Consider the following 26,856-nt stretch of genomic DNA (forward strand, 5'->3'; position numbering starts at 1 on the left):
TTTTCTGTTTTAAAAAGCTTTATCTTAAATTGGAGGGAATTTAATGGACGATTTGAAACCGATAGACGGTCTAAAACCAGACAGTAATGATCATCGCCCAACACCTTTGCGCACTAAATCTTTAAACGGATCACGATTTGCTGTTTCACATCAGCGTATTATGATTGGCATGGGTATTTTAGTATTGCTGCTGATTATCATCGCTATTCTTTCTGCTTTTGAAGCACCCCCACCGCATAAAATTAAACAAAGACATGAAGATATAGTAACAAAAGAGGTTAATCTGTCTGACAACCTTTCAGTGACACCTCACCCCCCTGTGCTGCTAAATGTTGAAGAAAGTGAAAATAACAGGCCGCTACAAGAGGAAAAAATACCGCAGACGTTTGCAGCATCTAATGAAGCGCTGCCGCAAACGCCCCTCCCCTCACCGCCTAAAGACACTCACTCGCCAGCGACCACAGTTACACCGCAAACACTGCCTAAATCAAGCAATAATAGCGATACTAATGATGCTAAAGTGATCATTAACAATAAAAATACTAAAACAGCAACAAAGGCTAGCAGTACTAAACTTGAATCGATCCAAGCCAATGACGCTTTAAGGCTAGCGCCAGGACATCACTTTACCTTACAATTAAGCAGCGCATCACAGCCAGAAACATTAAATACTTATGCTAAACAGCAAAAATTAACTCACTATCAAATATATGAAACTAAACGTAATACTCAGCCTTGGTATATCTTAGTCAGCGGTAACTATGCGACCTTAACTGAAGCTAAAAGTGCGCTTGCTCAATTACCTGACGCTATTAAAATAAAAAATCCCTGGATCAAACCTATACATCAATTACAGCAAGATTTAAAAAATTGAGGCGAGTTTGCTAACGCGGGCAACGCCCGCTATACCCTTCGCCTTTGAAGCCGCCGCGCTGTTGGCGGCTGGTGCTCGCCGAATCTCGTAATCGGTCTCACACCCTGGCAACCGAAGGCAACTTCAAAGGCGAAGGGTATGATCACTCAGAAAAAAATCGGTGATAACTTCGTAAAATGAAAAAAAAGCGTGCTTTTTTAAAATGGGCAGGTGGAAAATATCAGCTAGTTGATGATGTACGACAACATTTACCGGCAGGAGAATGTTTAATTGAACCCTTTGTCGGTGCCGGCTCAGTATTTTTAAATACAGAGTACAAATCTTACGTTTTGGCCGATATCAACAGTGATCTGATTAATCTTTACAATACGGTGAAATTACGTACAAATGATTTTGTGCGTGATGCCCGTGCACTTTTTCATGATGAATATAATTGCGCTGAACAGTTTTATACGCTTCGTCAAGAATTTAATACCAGTAAAGATGTTTATCGCCGAACACTTCTGTTTCTTTACCTGAATCGCCATGGTTACAATGGTCTATGTCGCTATAACCTGAAAGGTGAGTTCAATGTGCCCTTCGGTCGTTACAAAAAACCTTATTTTCCTGAAGCGGAGTTGTACTGGTTTGCAGAAAAAGCACAATGTGCCACCTTTGTTTGTGAACACTATCAGCAAACACTGCTAAAAGCACAGCGTGGTGCGGTTATATATTGCGATCCCCCTTATGCTCCATTATCAGTAACAGCCAATTTCACCTCTTACCACAGCAAGAGTTTTACTACCGCAGATCAAAAAAATCTGGCACACCTTGCTTACCAGCTTTTCAACCAAAACAAGATCCCAGTGCTTATTTCTAACCATGATACCGAACTCACACGCGCTTGGTATTATCAAGCGACACTACACCAGGTTAAAGCTAGCCGGACTATTAGCAGCAATATTCTTGGGCGCCATAAAGTCAATGAACTTTTAGCCCTCTACAGTTAAATAGCTTTTCCTCTATATAATAGCCGAATCAGTTTAATTTGATTCAAGGCGGAGGAGCGCAGACAGTACAGATAGTAAGGCAAGCGACGACAACACTTAAATCAAATTAAACTGATTTGGCTATACCCTTCGTCTTTGAAGTTGCCGCTAGGCGAAGGGTATATGATCACCGCAAAATTTTGGAGCAACATAATGACGCCATTTTTAATTGCCCCCTCCATTTTAGCCGCAAATTTTGCACGTTTAGGTGAAGAGACGGCCACAGTGCTGGCCGCCGGAGCCGATGTTATTCATTTTGATGTGATGGACAACCATTACGTTCCCAATTTAACGTTTGGTTCAATGGTTTGTCAGTCTCTGCGAAATTATGGCATTACAGCACCCATTGATGTGCATTTAATGGTTAAACCGGTTGATGATCTAATCGCCGCTTTTATTAAAGCAGGAGCGAGCTCTATTTCTTTTCATCCAGAAGCTAGCGAACATATCGATCGCTCCCTGCAACTGATTAAAGACGGGGGTTGTAAAGCGGGCTTAGCCTTTAATCCCGCGACGCCATTGCATTATCTAGATTATGTGATGGATAAACTGGATGTGATCTTACTGATGTCAGTTAATCCGGGGTTTGGTGGCCAGTCTTTTATCCCGGCAACGCTTAATAAATTGCGCCAGGCTCGCGAGCTAATAGATAAAAGGGGTTATGCTGAAATTCGGTTAGCCGTAGACGGCGGTATTAACACAGAAAACATCTATACGGTAGCAACAGCAGGGGCAGATATGTTTATTGCAGGCTCTGCTATTTTTGCTCAGTCAGATTATAAAGCCGTGATTCAGACGATGCGCTGTGAATTAGCCAAGGTCGCTAATAATTAAAAAATTTAGGGAACAAAAATGAGTGAAATGAAAGAAAAAAAAATTGTATTTAGTGGTGCTCAACCCTCAGGCTCACTGACCATTGGCAACTATATCGGCGCCTTGCGTCAATGGAAAACGATGCAAAATGATTATGATTGTTTTTATTGTATTGTTGATTTGCATGCGATTACGGTGCGCCAAGATGCCAATAAGTTGAGAGAAAACACCTTAGATACCCTGGCGCTGTATTTGGCTTGTGGTATTGATCCGCAAAAAAGCACGATTTTTGTGCAATCACATGTCCCAGAACATACACAATTAAACTGGATACTAAACTGCTATACCTATTTTGGTGAACTGAGTCGAATGACGCAATTTAAAGACAAATCAGCCCGTCATAATGAAAACATTAACGCCGGATTATTCAGTTATCCGGCGTTAATGGCAGCAGATATTTTACTCTATCAAACCGATCAGGTTCCGGTCGGTAAAGATCAAAAGCAGCATCTAGAATTAAGCCGGGATATCGCTCAACGCTTTAATACTTTGTATGGCAATATTTTTACTGTTCCGCAGCCCTGGATCCCTAAGGATGGAGGAGCATGTGTCATGTCACTACAGGATCCAGCCAAAAAAATGTCTAAGTCAGACGAGGATCCTAAGAGTAGGATTGGGCTATTAGAAGATGCAAAATCAGTGACAAAAAAAATTATGGGAGCAATAACCGATTCCGATAATCCTGCCCAAATCCACTACGATAGAGTAAAAAAACCAGGCGTTGCTAACTTGCTGACTATTTTATCGACAATAAGCGATAAATCCATTGATCAATTGGTCGCAGAATTTACCAAAAAAAATTATGGTGAGCTGAAAAAGAGCTTGGCAGAAGAGCTTTGTTCCAAGTTAGGCGATTTACAACAGCGTTATAAAAGCTACCGTAGTGATGAGGCTGAGCTGCAAAAAATAATGCGCGCAGGCGCTGCCAAAGCACAAATTCGGGCACAAGAAACCCTCAAAAAAGTGTACAGCGCGATTGGTTTTGTTAATCCAACCTAAGCAATATGAGACATTTTGAGCGCGTTTTTGACAAAAGATCTCTTTCGAAACCCTAGTTCGTTATACGAAACCAAGACGCCCGGCGCGCAGCAATCTTCATTTCCATAAGTACATGAGGATTGCGCGCACCGTACAACGCCAAATTCATTGGGTATATGCTATGCCGGCATCGCTAACCATAGCGAACTTAATTGCGAGTTAAAACGCGCTACAGGCAATGCACCGCTGCTTTCAGGGGAAGAAAACCCTGTCATTGCCTGCGCCAGGGCATCAATATTGCTCCCCACCAGCTGATAACCGCTGACGCTCAAGGTTTCTATTTTTGATGCCGTATCATCGGTGTAATAATTTTTGATAATCACGCTACCTGCTTCAGGGGTGCCCTGAATCAACACCTTTAAATCCTCGCCGCTTTTTTGTAACCATAATTGCTCCTTATTAATGCTGCTAAATTCCAAGCGGTCTTGACCCCCTCTATCACACAGGATGTCATGGCCATCACCTAAGGCATATTGATACCGATCATCACCCCTGCCCCCTTGTAAGTTGTCGTCATCTTTACCGCCGCTGATCTGATAGCCGACATCACTGGTATCGAGAAACACATCTCTGCCTGCCCCCCAGCGCTAATTTATTGCCGATTAGCATGGTTTCATGCCGCACGACAATGTGATCGTTCCCTTCAGTGGCCCCCAGTGTCAGTCTAGTTGTCGCCTCTAATTTTCGTTAATGGGAACTAATAAAGAGGCGATATAATCATGGAAAAACCGACGTATTCGGAAGAGTTTAAAGAGCAGGCGCTGTGTAAGGTTTATCATCGGAATGGGCGTACAATGAAAGCCATTGCGGATGAACTTAACGTGCCGCCGAGGAAGCTAAGAAGTTGTTTAGCAGAAAGTGAACTCGCCTCTTGGTGCAGGGGGCAGGGTATTTTTGTTCATCACCTGAAGCAATGGCGCGCGGATTTTTGTGACCCGAAGCGAACACAACGCAGTAAGAGGAAAAATGATTATTCCCGAACAGCGCCAGTCTATTATGATGTGGATTACTGAATCAACGCAGGCCGGAGCGCGGCAACAACAGGCTTGTCTCCTGATTGGGCTATCTTGCAGGTTGTCAAAAGGGTTAACCGGGTACTCAGGGCGATATTTTAGCGTCTTGAAGGCCGATTCAGAATAGGGATTGTCGTTGCTCAGGGAGGGTCGACTCAACGAAGTCGCTATTCCCAATGTTTCGAGCGTAAACAACAGGATAGCGCCTTTCATCGGGCTGCCGTTGTCGGAGTGTAGGGTGACTTGACCGGGCAAAATCCCCTCACGCTGACAAATATCTTTGATCATATCACTGGCATGTTGGGCACTTTCTTCAGCATATACCTGCCAACCGACAATCTTACGGCTAAAAATATCGAGGAAAAGGTAGAGGTAAAAATACTGGCCTTTAATACGGCTGGGGAGATAAGTGATATCCCAACTGTAGAGCTGGTTGGGCGCGGTGGCACAGAGTGCCCGAGGCTTAAAACGTGGTTTTGCCGGGCGTTCTGCTCGTCGATGCTTCAGTTGCCTGGCGTCCCGCAATACGCGATAAAAAGTGGATTCGGAGGCGAAATAGAGCCCTTCATCAGCCAACATCGGCACAATTTGACTCGGGGGTAAATGAGCAAATTTGGCCGAAGAGGTTATTTCCAGTAGCTTAGCCCGCTCACAGGGTGAGAGTTTGTGGGGCGGCGGCGCTGTTCGGCACGTTCGGCCATCCACTTGCTCGATAGCTTTCTGCCAGCGCTGTAGGGTTCGCGTGCTTAGCCCAATCAGGAGGTGTCAACAACAGCCTAAAATTGATCCACAGTAACAATCTAAAAGTGATCCACTACTGTTTGGATTTATCCATTAGTCCGGCTTTTTTCTTTTCTTTAATACGATAGCTTTCTCCTTTGATTTGCAAGATATGTGAGTGGTGTAGTACCCGGTCTAACATGGCCGAGGTGAGTGCAGTGTCGTTTGCAAACACCTGTCCCCACTGACCAAACGGCAAGTTGCTTGTTAATATCACAGAAGCTTTTTGTACAGTAAAAGGCAGATAGCCGATTTCATCAATAATTAGCAACCGGGGAGCCTGTACAGAGCGCTGCATGACCTGTTTATAGTTGTCTTGTCGCTGCGCTGTAGCCAGTTGCAGAATTAAGTCAGATGCACTGATAAAACGGGTTTTGATTCCTGCCTGTACCGCTTTGTAACCCAGAGCTATTGCGATATGGGTCTTGCCCACTCCTGATGGCGCCAACATCACCACATTCTCCTGACGTTCAATAAATGACAACGATGCTAACTCAATGACCTGTTTTTTTGGCACGCCAGCGGCGAAGGTAAAATCAAAGTCCTCCAGCGTTTTCAGGCTGGGGAATCCAGCCATTCGGGTGAACATATGCTGTTTACGTTGATGGCGTGAACGCTTCTCACACTGCAGAGCCTGCTCCAGGAAAGTCAGGTAATCCCACTCTTGTTGCGCCGCTTGCTGGGCTAAATCGCAGGCATTTGCATCAATCCCCGGCAGTTGCAGCTCTGAGGTAAGTTCTCCAATACGGGATAATTGCAGGTTCATATACCGTTCGCCTTTGAAGTTGCCGCTAGGCGGCCAGGGTGTGAGACCGATGAGCGTAGATAGACTACGTGATTCGGCGAGCACCCGCAGCCAACAACGCGGCGGCTTCAAAGGCGAACGGTATATCGTCTCCATCAGTTGGTCATACACGCTCAGAGCATGATGTAGTGGTTGCTGACTCAACCCATTGAGAGAAGCTAATGAGCTCTTGTTGGCCAGCGAAGGCGTTATCGGTACTATTTTTCGGAGGTAATACCTGTAGTGCTTTACGTTCATCGATAAGCCGCAGTGCCGGTTTTTCTCTGGTGGTATCATGGATCCGCTGGTGTGCCACCGTTTCCAGCCATAGCGTGACGTGCTCATTGGCAGTGTCTGTATCCAGTGTCAGACCCAACGCCAATAACCTGGTATTGAGCAGACGAAAGAAATTATCCCGGACATAGCGTACCATTCGTTCAACCTTGCCTTTGGTTTGTGGCCGATAGGTATGGCAAAGCTTCGGGATAAACCCCCTACTTTTTGCAAACGGGTAAAACGCCTGATTAAGCTTATGCTTGCCTTCACCATAAGCATCACGCTCTCCCCCCCGTTTTCATATTAGACCTCTTCGGAAACCTACTGCGTGATACGGATCCTGCGTTGTCCGGTGCGCGCAATCCTCATGTACTTTATGTTAACGAAGGTTGCTGTGCGCCGGGCGCCTTGACTCCGCATAACGAACTACGGTTTCCAAAGAGGTCTATTGTCGTACCAGACTTCACGGGGCACGCCCTGGAAGTAATCAAAGGTGAGTCGATGACAGTGCTCAAGTGTGTCGTATCGCATGTTATCAGTGAATATCACCATCATCCGCTCGGCTATACCCCAAGACAGCGATAAAGGCATGAAGGGGAGATTTACCTCCCCGCATTTGACCCCAGTCGACTTGCATTTGCTTGCCGGCTTCGGTTTCAAAACGCACGATGGGCTCTGGCGTAGGTTTGCCACGGTACAGATACAAATACTGACGTAATAACGACAAGCTACCGGTATAGCCTAATTCTTTAAGCTCCCTAAATAACACGACACCGGAGAGATGCACCGGTTTCGCTTGTGCAATACGGGAGTGCAGAAACGACTTAAATGGGTCAAGCAATGAAGGCGACTGATCACGTGATTTATAAACCGGCTCATTCATCTTGCTGTGCAAATACTGCTTGACGGTATTACGCGAGATGCCCAGTTGTCTGGCGATAGCTCTTTGCGACAGCCCCTGTTTATACAAAATCTGAATTTTCATGAGTTCTTCTTTTGAAATCAAAGTACCTCCGAAAAGGCACCATGCTGAAAACAAGTGGCTCAGATTTCAATTGTTGGCGTGGCTCAGTTTTGCATTGTTGGTAACATTGAAAATCATTTTTGGCTTAGGCTTCAGTAGGCCACGACGTGCCACTAATGATAATTCCTGATACGGAAAAAATACTTATACCCTTTGTCTTTAGAAGTTGCCTTCGGCTGCCAGGGCGTGAGACCCGATGAGCGTAGACCTACTACCTGATGAGGGCGAGGGCTCGCAGCCAACAACGCGGCGGGTTTAAAGGCGAAGGGTATATACACAACCAGAGATATAATCTTGGTAGTATAGGATGTTGAATTTTTTATTTAATGTTCTGTTATCATGCAAAAGACGCCTTAGGCGCCTTTCTTTGTGTGTAGATTGAAGAGGTTATCGAGAGATGCTAGGCATAGTAAAACGTTTGTTAAAGCGATCAACGCGACCACCAGTAGCTACCTCACGCTGTTTACCGGTATAAAAAGGGTGACATTTACCACAAACATCTAATTTTAGGTCGTGATTAAGGGTAGAACAGATATTTATGACATTACCACAAGAGCAAGATGCAGTAATTGAATGGTATTGCGGGTGGGTATTATCTTTCATAGCAAAGCTCTCTTTAAGACCGTGTCGCTATCGGGCCTTTATCCCGCCAGACACCACACGTAGTTATCAATAGTCGCGGATCATACAAGATGTTAACCTTCGACGCAATCTGGCCATATATGCCCTTCGCCTTTGAAGTTGCCGCTAAGCGCCCAGGGCGACCGACCGATGAGCGTGGACATACCATGAAGGCGAGAGCTGGCAGTCAACAACGCGGCGGCTTCAAAGGCGAAGGGCATATGTTGTTATTAACAATAGACCTCTTTGAAAACCGTAGTTCGTTATGCGGAGTCAAGGCGCCCGGCGCACAGCAACCTTCGTTAACATAAAGTACATGAGGATTGCGCGCACCGGACAACACAGGATCCGTATCACGCAGTAGGTTTCCGAAGAGGTCTAATGTAAGCACCACTCATTTTTATTTTTACCAAGATGGATGAGATCCCATGCTCGTTTTTCAAATTGCATTACCTGTACCGCTGGCTCGTACTTTCGATTATCAGTTAGGCAATACCATGGTGTCTCCAACGGTAGGAGTGCGGGTTAGAGTTCCTTTCGGAAAACGCACAGCGATTGGTATAGTGACAGCGATAAGCACAACGAGTGAACTACCCGCTGAAAAACTTAAGACGATTGATGCCATTTTAGATAAGCAAAGCCTATTTCCTACCGCTCTTTGGCGTATTCTTTTATGGGCATCTGATTATTATCATTGTCCTATCGGCGAAGTTCTGTTCCATTCATTACCTGTTTTATTACGCCAAGGTAAACCGACTCAACTTCCTCCAAAATACGAGTGGATTGTTACTGAAAAAGGCAGGATGACTCCTTTAGATAGTTTGAAAAGAGCACCGAAACAACAACAAGTGTTGGCAATATTGTTAAAACAATCGCTTTACTGTGATGAAGCGCAAAAAATGGCTTTAGCTACAAGGGCATTACATACGTTACACAGTAAGGAATTAATTACACTGCGTGAGCAGAAACCTGTTTTTAATGATTGGCGTCACCAATCTTTAGTAGTAGGTGAACCTTTACCGCTTAACACTGAGCAATCCGCTGCGGTAACTGCGATTAGTAATGAAGCTCACCATTTTGTGGCTTGGTTATTGGCGGGCGTAACAGGCTCGGGTAAAACCGAAGTTTATCTCAGTATATTAGAAAATATCTTGGCTCAAGGGAAACAGGCGCTTATTTTAGTGCCTGAAATTGCGCTAACCCCTCAAACTATTGTTCGCTTTCGGCAACGCTTTAATGTGCCTGTTGTAACGCTGCATTCAGCATTAAATGACAGTGAACGATTATCGATATGGTTACGGGCGCGTAGCGGCGAGGCTGCTGTTGTTATAGGTACTCGCTCTGCATTGTTCACCCCTTTTTTACGATTGGGTGTGATTATTATTGATGAAGAACATGACAATTCGTATAAACAGCATGAAGGCTGGCGTTATCATGCGCGTGATCTTGCAGTATGTCGCGCGAAGGAAGAGGATATTCCGATCATCATGGGATCGGCGACCCCTTCTTTGGAAACGTTACACAATGTGCAGATAGCAAAATATCGGCAGCTAAAGTTATTAAAACGCGCCGGCAATGCTAAACCTGAAGTCCAACACTTAATTGATTTGAAAGGCTTGGCATTGACTGTAGGGCTTTCACAACCTCTGTTAGCACGGATCAGAACTCATCTTCAGGCTAATAATCAGGTAATGTTATTTCTAAACCGTAGGGGCTATGCTCCCGTGTTGCTTTGCCATGAATGTGGTTGGATTGCAGAATGTCAGCGTTGTGATCATTATTATACTTTGCATCAAAATTTGCGTCAGCTACGTTGCCACCATTGTGATAGTCAGCGGCCTGTCTTAAAACAATGTCTCAATTGTGGTTCTACTCATTTGATTACCGTCGGTGTAGGCACTGAACAATTGGAAAATCATTTATTGCCGTGCTTCCCTGATATTCCAATTACACGTATTGATCGTGATACTACTAGCCGCAAAGGAGCATTGGAAAAATATTTGGCAGAGATTCACCAAGGTGGAGCCCGTATTTTGATTGGTACTCAAATGTTGGCTAAAGGGCATCATTTTCCAGATGTTACTTTGGTGGCACTATTGGATGTCGATGGTGCACTTTTTTCTTCTGATTTTCGTTCGGCGGAAAATTTTGCTCAGCTTTATATTCAAGTTTCTGGCCGCGCTGGCCGAGCGGGTAAGCCAGGAGAAGTTTTTCTACAAACACATCATCCGGAACATCCCTTACTGCAAATTTTATTGCAACAAGGCTATAACGCCTTTGCTGAACAGGCATTAATAGAGCGCAAAAGCGTATCTTTACCCCCTTATAGCAGCCATATCGTCGTGCGTTGCGAAGATCACGATAACCAACAATCAGCATTATTTTTACGACAATTAAAAAGTTTACTGGAATCTAGTCCTTGGAAAGACGAAGCATTGTGGATCATGGGACCAGTACCTGCTTTACAAGCAAAGCGCAGTGGACGCTTTCGTTGGCAACTATTATTACAACATCCTTCTCGTTCATTATTACAACGGTTAATTACCCATGCCAAGCCACTGATCAATAAATTACCATTAGCTAGAAAGGTTAAATGGGCGTTGGATATTGATCCTATCGATCATTAGTTTATTTTTTGTTGCTGCAACAAAGAAAAGATTCACAGATTTTGCGTGTCGGATCGAAAAAAATAATTTTGAGTATCTATAGCTTAGGTGTTATAAATTGACGTACAATATCGAAATGATTTATTGACCTATAAATACCAAAATGACTTATCCCTTAAAATTTCGTCAACATGTATTGGCTTTCAAAAAGAAAGAAGCCCTCACTTATGCTGAAACCGCCGACCGTTTTGGTGTAGGAAGTGCCAGTTTGATGCGATGGGCGAAACGCCTGGAGCCTTGTTTGACGCGTAATAAACCCGCTACCAAAATAAACAGAGCGGCGTTGATTCTGGATGTGGAAACCTACCCTGACGCGTCTCAGCACGAGCGGGCGCCACGGATGGGTGCCCCCAGTGTCAGTCTAGTTGTCGCCTCTAATTTTCGTTAATGGGAACTAATAAAGAGGCGATATAATCATGGAAAAACCGACGTATTCGGAAGAGTTTAAAGAGCAGGCGCTGTGTAAGGTTTATCATCGGAATGGGCGTACAATGAAAGCCATTGCGGATGAACTTAACGTGCCGCCGAGGAAGCTAAGAAGTTGTTTAGCAGAAAGTGAACTCGCCTCTTGGTGCAGGGGGCAGGGTATTTTTGTTCATCACCTGAAGCAATGGCGCGCGGATTTTTGTGACCCGAAGCGAACACAACGCAGTAAGAGGAAAAATGATTATTCCCGAACAGCGCCAGTCTATTATGATGTGGATTACTGAATCAACGCAGGCCGGAGCGCGGCAACAACAGGCTTGTCTCCTGATTGGGCTAAGCACGCGAACCCTACAGCGCTGGCAGAAAGCTATCGAGCAAGTGGATGGCCGAACGCGCCGAACAGCGCCGCCGCCCCACAAACTCTCACCCTGTGAGCGGGCTAAGCTACTGGAAATAACCTCTTCGGCCAAATTTGCTCATTTACCCCCGAGTCAAATTGTGCCGATGTTGGCTGATGAAGGGCTCTATTTCGCCTCCGAATCCACTTTTTATCGCGTATTGCGGGACGCCAGGCAACTGAAGCATCGACGAGCAGAACGCCCGGCAAAACCACGTTTTAAGCCTCGGGCACTCTGTGCCACCGCGCCCAACCAGCTCTACAGTTGGGATATCACTTATCTCCCCAGCCGTATTAAAGGCCAGTATTTTTACCTCTACCTTTTCCTCGATATTTTTAGCCGTAAGATTGTCGGTTGGCAGGTATATGCTGAAGAAAGTGCCCAACATGCCAGTGATATGATCAAAGATATTTGTCAGCGTGAGGGGATTTTGCCCGGTCAAGTCACCCTACACTCCGACAACGGCAGCCCGATGAAAGGCGCTATCCTGTTGTTTACGCTCGAAACATTGGGAATAGCGACTTCGTTGAGTCGACCCTCCCTGAGCAACGACAATCCCTATTCTGAATCGGCCTTCAAGACGCTAAAATATCGCCCTGAGTACCCGGTTAACCCTTTTGACAACCTTCAAGACGCCCGCGCATGGGTCGAACACGTGGTGCACTGGTATAATCAAGAACATCGCCACAGTGCCATTGAATTTGTCACACCTGCACAAAGACATGCAGGCCTTGATAAAGCCCTATTAGCTCAGCGTAACACAGTGTATGAAAAGGCACGCGCTGCAAACCCTACACGCTGGGCAGGTCAAATCCGTCAGTGGCCGTATGTGAAAGAAGTCCATTTAAATCCACAAAAATCCAGAGAAAAAAAGGTGAAACCAGACGCCAAAAAAGCAGCCTAGGATTTTACATCCTGGGCGACAACTACATTGACAATTACCGCTTGAAGAACTGTGGGTATAACCAGCATAGCAGGAAATTAATTAGCGAGTTAATCTATGATTAAAATAACAGAGCAGGCGCAAAACCACTTTAGCAAATTATTGGCCAATCAAGAGACAGGCACTCAAATTCGAGTATTTGTTATCAACCCAGGCACCCCCACGGCGGAATGCGGCGTGTCTTATTGCCCGCCAGATGCCATCGAAGCCAGCGATACTGAGCTGAAATTTGATCCTTTTTCTGTCTTTGTTGATCAATTGAGTGCACCTTTTTTGGTTGACGCAGAAATTGATTTTATTACTGACCAGCTAGGCTCTCAACTCACGTTGAAGGCACCTAATGCAAAAATGCGTAAAGTGGCCGATGATGCGCCCTTGATGGAACGGGTAGAGTACGTTTTACAATCAAAAATCAACCCACAATTGGCCAGTCACGGCGGGCGAGTAACGCTAATGGAAATTACCGACGATGCCTTTGCTGTTTTACAGTTTGGTGGAGGTTGTAACGGTTGTTCTATGGTTGATGTCACTTTAAAAAATGGTATTGAAAAAGAACTATTACAAACCTTCCCTGAATTAAAAGGCGTAAAAGATTCAACCGAGCATCAACGGGGTGAGCATTCTTATTATTAATCATTTTTAATTTACTGATCAGTATCAATTAATCCAAAGCATTTTATGGTGTTGATTATTGTTAATGTCCTTAGAGCCTATTCGAAATCTTTTTTGACGAAGTTCAGTTTAATTTTATTCCGTGTTGTCGTCGCTTGCCGTACTATTTGTACTGTCTGTGCTCCTCTGCCTTGAATAAAATTAAACGGATTCGGCTATATCAGCGAGCATAAGAGATTGAAAATAGGTTATTAGCTAATTAGGATCTTGATCACAGAAAGTAGCACAGGACTTTTCAATATGGCTCTCATAAAACAACATGGTAACTTCGCAAACTTTTTTACTCAGCATATTTAATTCAACACCTAATTTGTCTTGATACAATAGCCCGCTTGTTCCTTTTATAACATCGGATAACATTTCTGATGAAATAATGTTGTTTTTTAGTTGAGCGATAAATGCTTGTTTACTCGCAGCCGATAAAACACTGTGTTCAGAATCCAATTCAAACATTTTGCTAATAGTCACCAAATAACAGGGGATTTTTTTCGCTATGTCTGTCAAAATTTTCATGATACTTGTTGTCATCGTTATTTGCACATAACTACAGATTTGATTCTTGTCTTTATCAGCGGAAAAGTTATTAATTTTTTGATAGTCTTTAACGATCTTTCTCATATCATTAATATCAACAAGTAATTTTTTCAAACCAAGATTGAGAGCAGTAAAAAAATAGGTACCATTAAACTTTTCTTCTATTTTAAATCCACCGTATTCTATAAATTCTTCAAATTTATTTTGTCTAACATCGTCAATTTTATTTTCATGTAACTCTATCACACTGGCCGGTAATTCTATTTTTTTTAATAAAAAACCATCATAGCTCACTTCAATACTTTTTATATTAGTTTCAACATAATCTTCACCGTAAATAACAGTGACTTTATAGTTATTTTTTAATGCAGGACACGTATTATTTTTTAATTCAATTAATGCATTCAGTTGGTCATCTAAACAATTAGAATGTATACGTTTATACAATTTAATCAGTCGTTTTTCTTTATCTTCTAGTAAAAATATTTTTTTGAAAAAATTAACGAATGCATCACGAACCGTTAAATCAGGTTTAAAATCTTCACGATAGACGCCAGTACATAGAGAAAGAACATTGTGATGATTAAAATGTAATGAGTTGTGTGATACATTATTAGATATCATCATATACATTTCCTCACTGTATCGTAAAAATAGTGGTAGTCATAAACCAAACTATTTTTATTAAAAACTTTTAAATCCTTTTAATTAAATATAGAAAAAATATTGACCTATTTTTGAAAAAAGGTCATTTTTATTAAAAAAGGAATAGGCAGGATGATCGCGCTATGTTTCCCTAGCGGATTGCCCTAAGAGAATTTACTTTACTAAAAGCAGGTATCATGTGGTTTTACCGATTCAGGCAAGCATGTCTTGCATTATTATTTCCTTGGTTATTGGCTGTTTTTACGCAATCTGCGGGCAGGGCTTATCTGTTGTTCACTCACGGAGCATCTAAAACACTCGCGGATTTTTCTCTGGATGTAACACGAATGTTTTGGATTGGCGGCCTGTTTGATATACGTATCGCCAGTTTGCTTTTTGTTCCTTGCTTATTGATGGCTGGCTGTCTTGCGGTCAGCAACCGCATTTTTCTTATTTGGCAGCGTTTTTGGCCCTGGGTGGCGGCTATTTTAAGCGTAATAGTCCTTATTATGACGGTAGTGAACGTTTTCTATTACGCAACCTACGAACGCTTCATTGATGTTTTTGTATTCGGCTTAATTGAAGATGATACCGTTGCCGTACTAAGCACGGTGTGGCAATCCTATCCGGTTATTGGTGTTTTATTTTGCCTCGGACTATTTTCCATTATTGTTTTCTGGTTTTATCGCCGCTGGCAACGTTGGCTCGGCACTAAACCGAAATATAAAATAAGCTTACCGATATCTATTATCATTACCGTGGTTATTCTGTTCATCTGCTTTCTTGGTATGCGTGGCTCTGTCGGCACTTTTCCCCTACGTCAGCATGATGTACAGGTTTCAACGATAAAAATGCTGAATATGCTAACGCCAAACGGTTTGATAGCGATGTACTGGGCGGTCAATGCCCACCAAAAAAATAACCAATTTGTCACCGCTACCAATGAAAAAGGCACGGAGTTATTAAGCCGTTTTCTAGAGCGACCTACGCAAGCCAGCTTGACGCCGTTTATCGCTAAGACAGATACAAACCGAGTGGCGAAAAAAAATCCGCCGAATGTGGTGTTGGCTGTTATGGAAAGCATGGGTTACCACTTGCAAAGTTTAGATCACCATCAGCGTGATCTACTTGGAGCACTCCGGCAACACTGGTTAACCGACTGGCATTTTGAGCGTTTTATTTCTGAAGGGGATGGCACCATTGATAGCCTAAATCGCTTCTTTGTCCGTAGTCCAATGAGCAGTATTAGCCAATCTAGCACTCAAACGGCTGCCTTTATCAGTAATATGTTTACACCTTATTTGACTAACGGATATAAAATTATCTTCGTCACTTCAGGTAACGGCGCATGGCAGAATCTCAACCAATTTCTTCCACGCTTAGGTGTCAGTGAATTTATGGAGCAAAATGGTTTAAAAAAACGCTATCCTGATGCTTCTATCGGAACATGGGGTGTTCCTGATGAATATATGTTTCGTTATATGAAAGAGCGTTTGGCGGAAGCAGACAAAAAAGGCGAACCTATTTTCATGATGTCTATGTCCACCACACATCACCCTCCTTACAAGACACCGACGGGTTATCGCAAAACCGATGTTGAGCTGACTGAAACAGAAAAACAACGTTTGCGTAATTTAGCAACCGACGATGAATTGAAAACCGTGCTGAATACCTTAGCGTACGCCAATGATCAGTTAGGTCTGTTCATCAGTTGGGTTAAATCGCAAGCCCTGGGGACTCACACCATTATCGCTGCTACAGGAGATCATAATATACGTGGTATTGGTTATCCTGATACGCATGAATTGGTTTTAGGTCATGCCGTGCCGTTTTACCTTTATGTTCCTCAGGACTATCGTCAAAACAGTTATTTTGATTCTTCTCGGGTGGGAAGCCATAAAGATATTTTGCCAACGCTCTATCAGCTCAGCCTGTCAGAGACGACATATTATCGAACCGGATGCAATTTACTGTCGAAAACGCAAGATAACACCTGGTGTCAAGGTTATAACCCTGAAGTCGCTATCACAGCAGAAGGGCCTTGTATCCTCACAGTGCACAAAGAATTCCGTCCATGGGCAAACCAGAAAGGGCTGTTTCTTGGCGACCCAAAAGACATGACCCCAGAGCAGGAAAAACAGTGCAACCGCTGGAGTACTTTTACCGATCTATTGTGGTGGCAGTTAAATCGTCAGGTGGGTGGACAAAAATCACATTGAAATAAAATCGGCCAGGAAACATCTCTTGGCCGATCTGTTTATCGCTCACAGGAATCAACGATCATTCTGGTTGATCGTTCACGACATTTTCTTCATTCACGATATCATCGTCTTGTTCGGCTACACGTTGCAAACCAACCACATGCTCATTTTTTGCCGTACGAATCAATCTAACACCTTGAGTATTACGCCCTTGAACATTGATTTCTGATACGCGAGTACGCACCAAGGTGCCTGCATCAGTAATGATCATAATTTGGTCGCTGGTCATCACCTGAATCGCAGCGACAACGTTACCATTACGTTCACTGGTTTTGATTGAGAGTACACCTTTAGTCGCACGACCTTTTGTCGGATATTCTTCTGCCAAGGTACGCTTGCCGTAGCCGTTCTTGGTTATCGTTAATATTTCGCCCTCTTTCTGTGGAATGATGAGTGACACCAGGCGATCATCATCATTAAGCTTAATACCACGCATCCCGGCTGCCTTACGTCCGACTGATCGCACCTTACTTTCTGAAAAACGTACCGCCTTTCCATCGGTAGAAAAAAGCATCACCTCATTACTGCCATCAGTTAAAGCAACACCGATTAACTCATCACCTTCATTCAAATTAATCGCGATAATGCCATCTTTACGTGGACGACTAAAACAATCCAATGCTGTTTTTTTCACTATACCGCAGGCCGTCGCCATAAAAACGTGATGCCCGGCGTCATATTCACGCACCGGTAAAATGGCGGTAATGCGCTCATTTTCTTTCAACGGCAATAAATTGATGATGGGACGTCCGCGTGCACCGCGGCTGGCCTCGGGTAATTGATAAACTTTCATCCAATAGAGACTACCTTTACTGGAGAAACACAAGATAGTGTCGTGTGTGTTGGCAACCAAGAGTTGATCAATGAAGTCTTCTCCTTTTATACGGGCAGCGGATTTACCCTTACCTCCCCGCCGCTGAGCTTCATAATCCGTCAATGGCTGATATTTAACATAACCTTGGTGAGATAGCGTCACTACCACATCTTCCTGATTAATCAAATCTTCATTATTAATTTCTAAATTATTAACAATAATATTGGTACGACGTGGATCTTTATATTGCTCTTTAATTGCGTTCAACTCATCCTTAATGATTTCCATCAAGCGTTCAGGCGTTTTTAAGATAGAGATTAATTCGACAATTTTTATTAACAAATCCTTATATTCATCAAGCAATTTGTCATGTTCCATGCCGGTCAATTTTTGCAGACGTAGATCCAAAATGGCCTGAGCTTGTTGCTCGGTGAGATGGTAGCTTTCATCGTGAATACCAAATTCTTTTTCCAACCATTCAGGGCGAGCGTCTTCATTACGACCGATAGTGATTTGATCACCGGAAGAACGTTTTAACATTTCATCCACATCGCTCAGCGGCCATGCATTTTCCATCAAACCATTTTTGGCATCAGCGGCAGTGGGGGCATGGCGAATAAGCTCAATAATCGTATCAATATGTGCCAATGCAACCACCAAGGCTTCCAAAATGTGCGCCCGATCACGTGCTTTGCGCAGTTCAAACATCGTGCGTCTTGTCACCACTTCGCGGCGATGACTGACAAATGACTGCAAAATTTCTTTCAGAGGGAGTATTTTTGGTTGCCCTGCATGTAAGGCCACCATATTGATACCAAAAGTGATTTGCAGCTGTGTCAGTGAATAAAGATTGTTCAAGACAACCTCACCCACCGCATCACGTTTAATTTCAATCACCACGCGCATCCCATCTTTATCGGATTCATCACGCAAGGCACTGATACCTTCTACACGCTTCTCTTTTACTAACTCAGCAATTTTCTCAATCAGTTTCGCCTTATTAACCTGGTAAGGTATCTCATGAACAATAATGGTTTCACGCTGAGTTTTAGCATCGATTACCACCTCAGCACGCGCCCTGAGATAAATTTTACCGCGGCCAGTACGATAAGCTTCTGCAATCCCCCGACCGCCGTTAATAATAGCGCCGGTAGGAAAATCGGGCCCTGGAATATGCCTCATCAGTGCTTCAACGCTTATATTTTCATCATCAATATAAGCCAAGCACCCTTCAATGACTTCAGTAAGATTATGCGGTGGAATATTCGTTGCCATGCCCACGGCAATACCCGATGAGCCATTAACCAATAAATTAGGGATCCGGGTGGGCATTACTGCTGGAATTTGTTCAGTACCATCATAATTAGGTACAAAATCGACCGTTTCTTTATCTAAATCTGCCAGCAGTTCGTGGGCAATTTTTGCCATACGAATTTCGGTGTAACGCATGGCGGCGGGAGAATCACCATCCACTGATCCGAAATTACCCTGCCCATCTATCAGCATATAGCGTAGTGAAAACGGTTGAGCCATACGTACAATGGTGTCGTAAACTGCACTGTCGCCGTGTGGATGATATTTACCGATTACGTCCCCAACGACACGAGCTGATTTTTTATATGCTTTATTCCAATCATTACCTAATACACTCATCGCAAATAGTACACGACGGTGTACGGGTTTTAATCCATCACGAACATCAGGTAACGCACGCCCGACAATCACGGACATGGCATAATCCAAATAAGAGCCTTTTAACTCTGCTTCGATATTGACTGGGGTAATTTCTCTGGCAAGATCGCTCATTAAGCCGCTATCCCTCTACAATAATTACTGGATTTAAAAGTGGTGAATTGTACCATAAAGCATAAATTTTAGCAGGATTCCTATCTTAGAGCCTGTTCGAAATCTTCTTGAGTGGCGCTAGGCGCGCGGCCAGGGCGACCGACTGATGAGCGTGGACATACCGGCTCGCAGCCAACAGCTGCAAAGGCGAAGGGTATAAATTAAATTGGAGAATACTATTTTGAACTACCGTTTGATCACAACTGACCACGCCTTGAAAAACATCTGCGATCAAGCTTGTACTCACACACAGGTAGCGCTAGATACCGAGTTTATTAGAACCAGAACCTATTATCCGCAATTAGGTCTTATCCAGCTGTACGACGGCGAAAACCTTTCTCTTATTGATCCATTACAGATTAAAGAATGGCAACCATTTTGTGCATTGTTACAAAATCAAAATACAGTAAAATTTTTGCATGCAGCCAGTGAAGATATTGAAGTATTTTTAAATGCTTTTAATCAGTTACCTACCCCTATGATCGACAGTCAAATTTTAGCGGCTTTTGTTGGGCATCCGGTGTCCTCTGGTTTTGCTACCTTAGTGGCACAGTATTGTCATGTTGAACTCAGCAAAAGTGAGACGCGAACCGACTGGTTGATAAGACCACTTAGCCAAAAGCAATGCCATTACGCGGCGGCAGATGTATTTTATCTGCTGCCATTAGCCAGACAATTGCTCAAAAACACTGCCGCTGCAGGTTGGTTGGATGCCGTTAAAGACGAATGTGCATTACTCTGTCAACGCCGTAGTAAAATTTTGCCGCCAGAACTCGCCTACCGTGAAATTGCTAATGCAGGGCAATTGTTGCCCCATCAGTTAGTGTGTTTACAAAAATTGGCCGAATGGCGTTTGGTTGAAGCACGAAAACAGGATTTAGCCGTGAATTTTGTGATCAGGGAAGAGCACTTATGGCAAATTGCACGTCACCGCCCTTCCTCTCTTAGCAAGCTAAGTTCGCTAGGGTTAAGTGGACGAGAGCAGAGGCTTTACGGTCAAATATTGTTGGCTTTGGTCAAGCAAACCAATGCACAATCAGCCACACCATTACCCCCTTTAGCGAACAACCCGCTTATAAAAAGGTATTCCAAGATATTAAGGCCGTGATACAGCAAATCAGTACCAGCAGCGGGTTGAGCAATGAACTATTAGCTTCCCGACGCCAAATTAATCAATTATTAAAATGGCATTGGCAGCTAACAACAACCAGCGAGACACCCGAATTAATGACAGGATGGCGTAGTAAGTTATTAGCACCGCCCTTGCAAGAAATACTCAAACAATATTAGACTTTTTGCAAAACGGACTATCACTCAGCTAAGTTTTCTTTTATCAGTTTGCTCTTCATCCAATTTTCCATTCCATTGTTCGTAAATTTTTTTGTGATACAAATCAAAATTGGGATCAGTCAAACCTTGCCAATCGTTAACAAGCGGAGCCGTTTTATCTGCTAATCTGTTGGTGGAAGGTTGGTCAAGTAGTCTATTTATTGTTTCAATGATTTTTTTATAAAACTTCTATATCAGGTTTAAAGTTTAAGCCTAAAATTAAATCAGCCTATTATTTTAGCGCTTCCTCGGTGTCTGGCAAAATGACATTAAGCTCCAATACTGAAATATCATCCTCTTTTTGCTCAAACTGTACCTGCAACATGTCAGGATCGATCTGAACATATTTACAGATTACCGCCAAAACATCGCGTTTTAAATCAGGTAAATAACGGGGTTCATGTTCCCCTCTACGCCGTTCGGCAACAATAATTTGCAGCCGCTCTTTGGCTACGTTGGCCGTTGGTTTCTTCCCAGATAGAAAAAAATCTAATAAAGCCATAGCATCACCCCCCAAAAAGCCGTTTTAGAAAACTTTTTTTATCTTCCTCGATGAAACGAAAAGGAAGTGTTTCTCCTAATAAACGCGCAACCGTGTCGGCATAAGCCTTACCCGCGTCAGATTCAGTATTTAGGATCACCGGCTCGCCTTGATTTGAAGCACTCAAAACAGACGGGTCTTCCGGAATAACACCAACGAGCGGTATGCGAAGTATGTCAAGAACATCTTCCATACTTAACATATCACCACGACTAACGCGGCCAGGGTTATAACGAGTCAGCAATAAGTGCTCTTTAATGGGATCTTCGCCTTTTTCAGCACGGCGGGATTTAGATGACAAAATACCAAGAATACGATCGGAATCACGAACCGAAGAAACCTCAGGGTTAGTGGTGATAATCGCCTCATCGGCGAAATACAGCGCCATTAACGCCCCTGTTTCAATACCCGCGGGAGAATCACAAACGATAAATTCAAAATCCATCTTGTTTAGATCATTCAAAACTTGTTCAACTCCTTCTTTGGTCAGTGCATCCTTATCGCGGGTTTGTGAGGCCGGTAAAATAAACAAATTTTGGTTGCGCTTATCTTTGATTAATGCCTGATTTAAGCTAGCTTCCCCTTGGATCACATTGACAAAATCGTAAACAACACGCCGTTCACATCCCATAATTAAATCGAGATTACGCAGGCCGATATCAAAATCGATCACCACGGTTTTTTTGTTATGTTGCGCCAATCCAGTCGCAATGGCAGCACTGGATGTCGTTTTACCAACGCCGCCTTTACCTGATGTAACAACAATGATAAGGGCTTCCATGAAATAAATTCCTTGTCAAAGGTTTGGATTCAGTAATTCTATCTTTAACGCATCGCCCAATAAATGCAAGCGCACCGCTTTACCCATGTATTTTTCATCTATATGTTCTTTCAACCAATAGGTTCCCGCGATAGAAACCAGCTCCGCGTCTAAAACCATACAAAAAATATTAGTTTGAATATTACCGGAGGCGCCGGCCAGTGCCCGCCCCCGCAATTTGCCATAAATATGAATGTTACCATCGGCGATAACTTCCGCCCCAGCACTGACATTACCGATAACAACCAGATCACAAGGAGCACAAACTTGTTGACCAGAGCGAACAGGAGCGTTGATGACACGTGTTTTTGTCGTGCTCTCTGCGGGGAAATTCACCGCTTCACTTTTCTTTTCATCTTTTTTATGTTGACCTTCGCTGAACAACGGCAGACCTGCTTGTATCAGTTTCATTCTTTGTGCATCACAATAACCATTAACACCAATGATGCGCAAACCTACTGAACGCACTGCCCATCGTAGCGCTAGCCAATTTGTATTCTGAGGTAGCAGCGCTACATTAATCACAATGGGCGCATTTTCTAAAAAACCTGGGGCTTCACGCATTTTTTTTTCTAATGCTTGTCTAATGACTTCTGGTCGTGGATCATACAGATGCAAGACCGAAAGGGTAAAATTACTCCCCTTTAATTTAATAGGTTGACTTGGCAATGATGACATCTATTATTTTTACTCAGTTTCAGATAGGTTAATAGACTTTACATAATCGCTATTCGTGGTGTGAAGTCAAGGCACCCGGAGCACAACAACCTTCGTTAACAAAATACATAAGGATTGTGAGCACCGCGTAACACAGAATTCGCGTACGAATAGAGGTTATACCCACAGTCCTTCAAGTTGCCGCTAGTGGCCAAGGTGTAAGGCCGATGAACGCAGAAATACTACGTGATTCGGTCTTACAACCGCAGACAACAACACGACGGCTTCAAAGGCGAAGGGTATACCCAGAAATCTAATGAACAGCAAACCCTATATCGATGACATTCTGATCTACAGTAAGTATGGTATAGGTAATAGAAAAATACAGCCTAGAAGGTCTATAATGAGAAAAAAACTTCTTTTTTTGCTGCTGGTTAGCAATTTTGTCTCTTTTTCTTGGTGTCTTGCAGAATTCGATTTTTCTTATCATGCTGCTGTACCTGAAAACAATCAACCTTCATTAGAATATTTAGAAAAAAGAAAAAAATTAGAAGCTCTGGAGCAATTACAGATATCGGCTCAATTACAAAAAAGAATAGCAGCAGAGACCGAGGCTAATAAAATAAGAGAAGAAAAAAAACGAAAAAAAGAACGAGAGGAAAAAATAGATAGGATGAAACGTAAAAACGGAGAGAAAGAATTGGGTTCTGTTGATGGAATTTCATATTGGTATGATTAATCTTATCAAGATGAAAAATTATCCCTTTTTATTATTTATTCTATTTTTTAATGCCACTGCTTTTACCTAAAAATTGTGTTATGCCATAATGTGATACCATTTTACAGTGGATGCAAAGTAATCTAATGCGAAATTTAAAAATTGGTGTTATTTTTTTTAGCATATCAATAATATTGAGTTTAATTATTTTTTTTGCTAAAAATAATTCAGTAGAAACAGATAAGAATGAGTTAGTTACTTTTAATTGTATAACCGACGATGAGACTGATTTAGCCGCATTTTTAGATAGAAAAAAACACGAACTCATCTTATATGATGATATTTATCAATTTATAAAAATAAAAGAAGAAAATGATGATGAAGTGCTATTATTTGAAAATAAAAAAAATGAAACTACCTCAATAGCATCCATTAATATCTCAATGATGCCAGATGCGACCAAACATGAAAAACAGATATTAAATTATCATTGTAAAGTCTCTCATAAGATTAAATAAGTTCAATGTATGTCATTGCAATTAGATTGCTCTTTTTATAAATCGGTCGCTACCTTGACTCAACAATACTAATACGCTAATTATAAAATAGAGAGAAAAAATACCTAACAACCATTGAGGCATCCCCAAAGACATTAATTGCCACTGTTGCAGTGAACAATCAGCGCTAGCAGAAAATACGCTTGGTAACCATTTATCTAATGGTAAGAATGTAGGAAAATCAACGAAAAAATCGCAGGTGTTAAATGGTGATGGATACAAATATTGCATAGTATGTTGCCAAGTTAATTGAATGCCTTTACTCGCACTGTATATCCACAAGAAAATGGCGATATAACGTAATGATGAGTTAGGCGCAATGGCACCAACGAATGACGCTGCAATGATACCAAATAATGCACAACGCTCATAAATACAGAGTACACAAGGTTGCAGTAGCATAATATATTGAAAATAAAGCGCTATGAGCTCAAAAATTAATCCAGAAAATCCGATGAGAAACCAAGCTTGACGTTGTTTAGAACAACGATTTAAAAAATGTAGCATATTCTTTATTCCACAAGATAAATTATGGTGCTAACAATACCAATGAACAGATTCCTGCCACCAGTTACCAACAGATATAGCCAAATCAGTTTAATTTGATTCTGTGCTGTCGTCGCTTGCCGTACTATTTGTACTGTCTGCGCTCCTCCGCCTTGAATCAAATTAAACTGATTCGGCTATTAAAGATAGATTTAAATGAGCAAGCTAAACAAGTATCGCCTACTAAACAGTCCCTTATTTTTGATGTATACCATTATTAATAACGGTTATATTTTGTTTAAAATTAAATAATTAATGATATTAAAAATTATCTATGATTCTGTATTTTTTCGCTATTTGTCTTAGCTGAGTGACTATATCATAAATTTTTCATCTGGTATGATAAGCTGATTAATTTCTGATAAATTTCTCTACAAAAATGAGGCATTAACGCTCAGAAATAAGTTACCTAGTGGCTATACCCTTCGCCTTTGAAGTTGCCGCTAGGCAGCCAAGGTGTGAGACAGATGAGCGTAGACATACCATGAAGGCGAGCCCCCTCAGCCAACGCCGCCGTAACTTGAAAGGCAAAGGGTATAGTGGCTATCAATACATTATTTAAGGAACTATCATGCCTCGTCCAATATCGGCCACTGTGCATTTATCTGCTCTACATCACAATTTGGTGGCTGTTCGAGACCGGGTAAGTTACGCCAATAGCAAAATATGGTCGGTGGTAAAAGCGAATGCGTATGGACATGGTTTAGCACGTGTTTGGCGGTGCTTAGAAAAAACGGATGGTTTCGCATTATTGGATTTGAACGACGCGGTTTTATTGCGGGAGCAGGGCTGGCAAAAACCCATTTTATTACTAGAAGGATTCTTTAAAACAGAAGATTTAGCATTAATAGATCACTATAACCTGACAACAGTGGTGCATAGTGATTGGCAACTTGCGGCATTGGAAAACGCCAAACTCAAAAAGCCAGTGGAGGTTTATTTAAAGTTCAATAGCGGGATGAATCGTTTAGGATTCCCTTGTGAAGAGGCACATGAAATCTGGCAACGAGCGAAGCAAATCGCCAATATTAAACATCTCACTTTGATGAGCCATTTTGCTAACGCCGCTCATAATGGCAATATCGACAATGAATACAGGTTCATTCAACAAAATTGCCAGTCTATTCCAGCTGACTGTAGTAGTTTGGCAAATTCTGCCGTCATCCTATGGCACCCTTCAGTTTATACCTCACCGATTAATAATTTATCAAATAATAACTTATCGCATTTTTGTCACTGGGTACGCCCTGGCATTATGCTCTACGGAGCCTCACCTAATGGTCAAGTGCAAGCTATCAAAGATCTAGGATTACGCCCGGCGATGAGTTTGCATTCTGAATTACTGGCGGTGCAAACATTAAAAGCAGGTGACACTGTGGGCTACGGTAGCCATTATCGCGCTAACGAAGCGCAACGGATTGGTATAGTCGCTTGTGGGTATGCCGATGGTTATCCTCGGAATGCGCCCACCGGAACACCCATCCTCGTCGAGGGGGTGTTAACAAAAACCCTCGGCGCGGTTTCCATGGATATGTTGGCGGTAGATCTAAAACCTTGCCCTCACGCACAGGTGGGTAGCATCGTCGAATTATGGGGCAACCATTTACCTATTGATGATGTTGCCATGGCCGCCGGCACCATTAGTTATGAATTAATGTGTGCATTATCGGCAAGAGTGCCTGTTTCCTTTATCACGGATGGAGAATAATTATGCCACAAATCCATCGCACTAAATCCGTACGGTTTAATGTGGAGCAAATGTATAAACTGGTTAACGATATTTCCTCTTATCCAGAATTTTTGCCTGGTTGTATTGGTGGTCGGGTGATCAGTGCTAATGAAAGCGTAATAATTGCCGCTGTTGACATTGCTAAAGTGGGCATCAGTAAAACCTTTACTACCCGCAATACGCTTATCAATAACAAAAGTATCAATATGGAATTGGTAGATGGCCCGTTCCGTAAACTGCTGGGCGATTGGCAATTTACACCTTTAGACGATAATACCTGTAAAGTTGAACTCTATCTTGATTTTGAATTCACTAATAAGTTAGTTGAAATCATGTTCGGTAACTTGTTTAAAGCGTTAGCAGAAAATATGGTGCAAGCCTTTAGCCAACGAGCAGAAACGGTTTACCATGCCTGATATACCCAATGAATTTCGAGCGATGAGT

Annotated in this window: 29 protein-coding genes and 1 pseudogene; 18 read left to right on the forward strand and 12 right to left on the reverse strand. The window is 42.6% G+C overall.

From position 1 onward, the window contains the following. Window positions 1-43 precede the first annotated feature (43 nt). The 4 genes from REG_RS02810 to trpS all read left to right on the forward strand — a co-directional run bounded on the left by REG_RS02810 (window position 44) and on the right by trpS (window position 3,774). Window positions 44-874, forward strand: coding sequence for an SPOR domain-containing protein (locus tag REG_RS02810; protein WP_006704381.1), 831 nt, complete (start codon window positions 44-46; stop codon window positions 872-874). 176 nt (window positions 875-1,050) lie between these two features. Further along, complete coding sequence (dam, locus tag REG_RS02815) at window positions 1,051-1,863, forward strand: adenine-specific DNA-methyltransferase (RefSeq protein ID WP_006704382.1); 813 nt, start codon at window positions 1,051-1,053, stop codon at window positions 1,861-1,863. A gap of 192 nt (window positions 1,864-2,055) precedes the next feature. Beyond that, window positions 2,056-2,736, forward strand: a complete 681-nt coding sequence (gene rpe, locus REG_RS02820) for a ribulose-phosphate 3-epimerase (RefSeq protein WP_039907133.1) — start codon at window positions 2,056-2,058, stop codon at window positions 2,734-2,736. Window positions 2,737-2,754: 18 nt separating this feature from the next. After that, window positions 2,755-3,774: a tryptophan--tRNA ligase gene (gene trpS, locus REG_RS02825; protein ID WP_006704384.1), complete on the forward strand. Its 1,020-nt coding sequence runs from the start codon at window positions 2,755-2,757 to the stop codon at window positions 3,772-3,774. Window positions 3,775-3,932: 158 nt separating this feature from the next. Here trpS and REG_RS02830 read toward each other — a convergent pair whose 3' ends face one another. From REG_RS02830 to istB, 3 genes are all read right to left on the reverse strand, one after another. Next, window positions 3,933-4,379 carry a hypothetical protein gene (locus tag REG_RS02830; protein ID WP_006704385.1) on the reverse strand — a complete coding sequence of 149 codons (447 nt, stop codon included), beginning with the start codon at window positions 4,377-4,379 and terminating at the stop codon, window positions 3,933-3,935. A 282-nt stretch (window positions 4,380-4,661) separates the two neighbouring features. After that, window positions 4,662-5,531: a DDE-type integrase/transposase/recombinase gene (locus REG_RS02835; RefSeq protein WP_006704386.1), complete on the reverse strand. Its 870-nt coding sequence runs from the start codon at window positions 5,529-5,531 to the stop codon at window positions 4,662-4,664. Window positions 5,532-5,640: 109 nt separating this feature from the next. Next, window positions 5,641-6,372 carry an IS21-like element helper ATPase IstB gene (gene istB, locus REG_RS02840; RefSeq protein WP_039907136.1) on the reverse strand — a complete coding sequence of 244 codons (732 nt, stop codon included), beginning with the start codon at window positions 6,370-6,372 and terminating at the stop codon, window positions 5,641-5,643. A 13-nt stretch (window positions 6,373-6,385) separates the two neighbouring features. Here istB and REG_RS13045 point away from each other — a divergent pair, with 13 nt between their 5' ends. Continuing rightward, complete coding sequence (locus tag REG_RS13045) at window positions 6,386-6,535, forward strand: hypothetical protein (RefSeq protein ID WP_176603368.1); 150 nt, start codon at window positions 6,386-6,388, stop codon at window positions 6,533-6,535. On the opposite strand, the gene REG_RS02845 is transcribed toward REG_RS13045, so the two are convergent. From REG_RS02845 to rpmE, 3 genes are all read right to left on the reverse strand, one after another. Then, entirely contained in the window at window positions 6,515-6,823 is a 309-nt protein-coding gene (locus tag REG_RS02845; RefSeq protein WP_050749294.1) for a hypothetical protein, read from the reverse strand. The genes REG_RS13045 and REG_RS02845 overlap by 21 nt on opposite strands. A 378-nt stretch (window positions 6,824-7,201) precedes the next feature. After that, window positions 7,202-7,705: a helix-turn-helix domain-containing protein gene (locus REG_RS02850; RefSeq protein WP_311317241.1), complete on the reverse strand. Its 504-nt coding sequence runs from the start codon at window positions 7,703-7,705 to the stop codon at window positions 7,202-7,204. Window positions 7,706-8,077: 372 nt separating this feature from the next. After that, window positions 8,078-8,293: a 50S ribosomal protein L31 gene (gene rpmE / locus REG_RS02855; protein WP_006704388.1), complete on the reverse strand. Its 216-nt coding sequence runs from the start codon at window positions 8,291-8,293 to the stop codon at window positions 8,078-8,080. An 89-nt stretch (window positions 8,294-8,382) separates the two neighbouring features. Here rpmE and REG_RS02860 point away from each other — a divergent pair, with 89 nt between their 5' ends. The 6 genes from REG_RS02860 (at window position 8,383) to nfuA (ending at window position 13,377) form a co-directional block, all read left to right on the forward strand. Beyond that, on the forward strand, window positions 8,383-8,622 hold the full coding sequence (locus REG_RS02860) for a hypothetical protein (RefSeq protein WP_039906982.1): 240 nt from the start codon (window positions 8,383-8,385) through the stop codon (window positions 8,620-8,622). Window positions 8,623-8,739: 117 nt separating this feature from the next. After that, complete coding sequence (gene priA, locus REG_RS02865; RefSeq protein WP_006704389.1) at window positions 8,740-10,938, forward strand: primosomal protein N'; 2,199 nt, start codon at window positions 8,740-8,742, stop codon at window positions 10,936-10,938. 142 nt (window positions 10,939-11,080) lie between these two features. Continuing rightward, window positions 11,081-11,365, forward strand: a complete 285-nt coding sequence (locus tag REG_RS02870) for an IS630 transposase-related protein (protein ID WP_087943357.1) — start codon at window positions 11,081-11,083, stop codon at window positions 11,363-11,365. Between the two features lie 28 nt (window positions 11,366-11,393). Next, window positions 11,394-11,687: a hypothetical protein gene (locus REG_RS11830; RefSeq protein WP_006704759.1), complete on the forward strand. Its 294-nt coding sequence runs from the start codon at window positions 11,394-11,396 to the stop codon at window positions 11,685-11,687. Beyond that, entirely contained in the window at window positions 11,641-12,705 is a 1,065-nt protein-coding gene (locus tag REG_RS02875) for an IS3 family transposase (protein ID WP_039906984.1), read from the forward strand. Before REG_RS11830 ends, REG_RS02875 begins: the two co-directional genes overlap by 47 nt. Window positions 12,706-12,801: 96 nt before the next feature. Next, entirely contained in the window at window positions 12,802-13,377 is a 576-nt protein-coding gene (gene nfuA / locus REG_RS02880) for a Fe-S biogenesis protein NfuA (protein ID WP_006704391.1), read from the forward strand. 234 nt (window positions 13,378-13,611) lie between these two features. On the opposite strand, the gene REG_RS02885 is transcribed toward nfuA, so the two are convergent. Further along, window positions 13,612-14,577 (reverse strand): hypothetical protein, encoded by a 966-nt coding sequence (locus REG_RS02885; protein ID WP_039906985.1) that lies wholly within the window; start codon window positions 14,575-14,577, stop codon window positions 13,612-13,614. A gap of 215 nt (window positions 14,578-14,792) precedes the next feature. On the opposite strand from REG_RS02885, the gene REG_RS02890 reads away from it, so the two are divergent. Further along, window positions 14,793-16,814, forward strand: a complete 2,022-nt coding sequence (locus REG_RS02890; RefSeq protein WP_006704393.1) for an LTA synthase family protein — start codon at window positions 14,793-14,795, stop codon at window positions 16,812-16,814. A 61-nt stretch (window positions 16,815-16,875) separates the two neighbouring features. On the opposite strand, the gene gyrA is transcribed toward REG_RS02890, so the two are convergent. Beyond that, entirely contained in the window at window positions 16,876-19,476 is a 2,601-nt protein-coding gene (gene gyrA, locus REG_RS02895; protein ID WP_006704394.1) for a DNA topoisomerase (ATP-hydrolyzing) subunit A, read from the reverse strand. Between the two features lie 220 nt (window positions 19,477-19,696). Here gyrA and rnd point away from each other — a divergent pair. Then, window positions 19,697-20,805 (forward strand): annotated as a pseudogene (gene rnd / locus REG_RS02900) (ribonuclease D). Window positions 20,806-21,076: 271 nt separating this feature from the next. Here rnd and minE read toward each other — a convergent pair. Genes minE through minC form a run of 3 tightly spaced genes read right to left on the reverse strand, consistent with a single transcriptional unit; the run spans window position 21,077 to window position 22,874 of the window. Continuing rightward, entirely contained in the window at window positions 21,077-21,346 is a 270-nt protein-coding gene (gene minE / locus REG_RS02905; protein ID WP_006705902.1) for a cell division topological specificity factor MinE, read from the reverse strand. A 4-nt stretch (window positions 21,347-21,350) separates the two neighbouring features. Continuing rightward, window positions 21,351-22,166 carry a septum site-determining protein MinD gene (minD, locus tag REG_RS02910; protein WP_006704396.1) on the reverse strand — a complete coding sequence of 272 codons (816 nt, stop codon included), beginning with the start codon at window positions 22,164-22,166 and terminating at the stop codon, window positions 21,351-21,353. 15 nt (window positions 22,167-22,181) lie between these two features. Continuing rightward, window positions 22,182-22,874 carry a septum site-determining protein MinC gene (gene minC / locus REG_RS02915; RefSeq protein WP_176603410.1) on the reverse strand — a complete coding sequence of 231 codons (693 nt, stop codon included), beginning with the start codon at window positions 22,872-22,874 and terminating at the stop codon, window positions 22,182-22,184. A gap of 304 nt (window positions 22,875-23,178) precedes the next feature. Here minC and REG_RS02920 point away from each other — a divergent pair, with 304 nt between their 5' ends. Continuing rightward, a complete protein-coding gene (locus tag REG_RS02920; RefSeq protein ID WP_006704398.1) occupies window positions 23,179-23,601 on the forward strand; it encodes a hypothetical protein in 423 nt (140 codons plus the stop codon). Window positions 23,602-23,726: 125 nt separating this feature from the next. Next, a complete protein-coding gene (locus tag REG_RS02925) occupies window positions 23,727-24,098 on the forward strand; it encodes a hypothetical protein (protein ID WP_141553599.1) in 372 nt (123 codons plus the stop codon). A gap of 21 nt (window positions 24,099-24,119) precedes the next feature. On the opposite strand, the gene dsbB is transcribed toward REG_RS02925, so the two are convergent. Beyond that, the gene (gene dsbB, locus REG_RS02930; RefSeq protein ID WP_006704400.1) at window positions 24,120-24,644 is read right to left on the reverse strand and encodes a disulfide bond formation protein DsbB; all 525 of its coding nucleotides are present in this window, start codon (window positions 24,642-24,644) and stop codon (window positions 24,120-24,122) included. A 451-nt stretch (window positions 24,645-25,095) separates the two neighbouring features. On the opposite strand from dsbB, the gene REG_RS13050 reads away from it, so the two are divergent. From REG_RS13050 to REG_RS02940, 3 genes are read left to right on the forward strand one after another with little or no spacing between them, the layout of a single operon-like run. After that, complete coding sequence (locus REG_RS13050) at window positions 25,096-25,245, forward strand: hypothetical protein (RefSeq protein ID WP_176603397.1); 150 nt, start codon at window positions 25,096-25,098, stop codon at window positions 25,243-25,245. 9 nt (window positions 25,246-25,254) lie between these two features. Continuing rightward, window positions 25,255-26,391, forward strand: coding sequence for an alanine racemase (gene alr / locus REG_RS02935; protein WP_006704401.1), 1,137 nt, complete (start codon window positions 25,255-25,257; stop codon window positions 26,389-26,391). Window positions 26,392-26,393: 2 nt separating this feature from the next. Beyond that, window positions 26,394-26,828: an SRPBCC family protein gene (locus tag REG_RS02940; protein WP_006704402.1), complete on the forward strand. Its 435-nt coding sequence runs from the start codon at window positions 26,394-26,396 to the stop codon at window positions 26,826-26,828. The last annotated feature ends 28 nt before the right edge of the window (window positions 26,829-26,856 follow it).

It is taken from the genome of Candidatus Regiella insecticola LSR1, assembly GCF_000143625.1.
GTDB classification, from domain to species: Bacteria; Pseudomonadota; Gammaproteobacteria; order Enterobacterales; family Enterobacteriaceae; genus Regiella; species Regiella insecticola.